General features: G+C 70.5%; 1 protein-coding gene. It reads right to left on the bottom strand.

Annotated elements, in window-relative coordinates; all coding sequences use genetic code 11:
• Positions 1 to 19: 19 nt before the first annotated feature.
• The coding region (locus ACFSHS_RS22525) for a transposase (RefSeq protein WP_376881173.1) at positions 20 to 842 on the bottom strand (823 nt) is incomplete at its 5' end.

Raw genomic sequence — 842 nt, 5'->3', positions numbered from 1 at the left:
CCAGTGCTTCTGCAGTTGGTCAGGCGGCCGAGTCGAGGACCACGGTGTGGCCGAGGCGCTCGAGCTGGGCGACCAGTCGGCGGGTGTGCGCCTCGTCGTTCCGCCGCCGCAGCCAGTCGGCGCCGAGGTCGGAGTAGGGCTCGTCGCGGGTGAGCATGAACCACACCGACACGAGCATCGAGTGGGCGACCGCGACCGCCGCCCGGCTCATGCCACGCCGCGTGGTCAGTTGGGCGAACTGCGCCGATAGGTAGTTGGCGCCCTTCATCCGTCCCACCGAGCCGGCGGCCTCGACCAGCATCGAGGTCAGCCACTTGTTGCCGTGCGGCGCCCCGACCGGGGTGCGCTTGCCGGCCGACTCGTGCACGCCCGGAGCCACCCCCGCCCAAGAGGCCAGGTGCTCGGCTGAGGGGAACCGCGACATGTCCCCACCGGTCTCGGCCAGGATCACCTGGGCCACCTTCGGCCCCACTCCGGGAATCGTCTGCAGCAGCTCCAGTTGGTGCGCCCACGGCTGGCACGCCTGCGCGATGACCGCATCGAGCTCGGCCAGCGCAAGCTCAACGAGCTCCAGCCGGTGCAGCATCGTGCGCGCCAGCTGGGCGTGCTGGGCGTTGAAGTGCCCGGTCAGTGCCTCGACCAGCTGCGGGATCTTGATCCGCATCTTGCCCTTGGCCAGCTGCGCGAGCACCCGCGGATCCCGCTCTCCCTGGATGAGCGCGGTGAGCATGGCCCGGGCTGAGACGCTGGTCAGGCTGGCCGCGACCGAGGACAGCTTGATCGAGGCGTCCTCCAGCATGCCTTCCAGCCGAGCCACCTCCCGGGTTCGGTCGCCCATCAGC

It is taken from the genome of Blastococcus deserti, from assembly GCF_042682525.1.
Lineage (GTDB): Bacteria > Actinomycetota > Actinomycetes > Mycobacteriales > Geodermatophilaceae > Blastococcus_B > Blastococcus_B deserti.
The sequence above is the reverse complement of the archived record's forward strand: the minus strand, read 5'-3'. Positions and strand labels throughout refer to the sequence as shown.